This is a genomic window from Rhodococcus yananensis (assembly GCF_020515525.1).
In the GTDB taxonomy this organism is placed as follows: domain Bacteria; phylum Actinomycetota; class Actinomycetes; order Mycobacteriales; family Mycobacteriaceae; genus Rhodococcus; species Rhodococcus yananensis.
The window spans coordinates 1-684 of record NZ_JAIYEP010000170.1 but is presented as its reverse complement, the minus strand read 5'-3'; the positions used below and the strand labels follow the sequence as shown (position 1 = coordinate 684).

The window sequence follows — 684 nt, the reverse complement described above, 5'->3', positions numbered from 1 at the left end:
TCTCCTCCACCGGCGTCGTCGGCGCACGGAACACCACCGCCTCGAACACCGGCGCCGGCAACGCCTTGCGATCGACCTTCCCGTTCACATTCAACGGCAACGCCTCGAGCACCACCACCTGCGACGGCACCATGTATTCCGGCAACACCCGCGCGGCCTCGGCCTTGACTTCGCTCGCGTCGACGACCCCGCCCGGCACCGGCGCGACGTACGCCACCAGCACCTCGTCACGCACCACCACGACCGCCGACGACACCGCCGGATCCGCCCGCACGACCGACTCGATCTCACCGAGCTCGATCCGCAGACCCCGCAGCTTCACCTGGAAATCGGTGCGCCCGATGTACTCCAACTCGGGCACCCCGGACCCGCCACGAACCCACCGCACCAGATCCCCGGTGCGGTACATCCGCTCACCCGAACCGAACGGATCCGCCACGAACCGATCCGCCGTCAGGTCCACCCGCCCCAGATATCCGCGGGCCAACTGCGCACCCGACAGATACAACTCACCCGCAACACCCACCGGCACCGGCCGCAACCGCGCATCCAGCACCCGTGTGCCGGTGTTCCACACCGGAACACCGATCGGCACGGACACCTCGTCCGCCTCCGACACCGCGTGATACGTCACATCCACCGCAGCCTCGGTCGGACCGTACAGATTGTGCAACCCCGCCGTCG

1 protein-coding gene is annotated in these 684 nt (G+C 68.4%); it reads right to left on the bottom strand.

Translation table 11 applies throughout. The features are described from left to right. The coding region (locus tag LDQ05_RS19610; RefSeq protein ID WP_226438621.1) for an AMP-binding protein at positions 1–684 on the bottom strand (684 nt) is incomplete at both ends.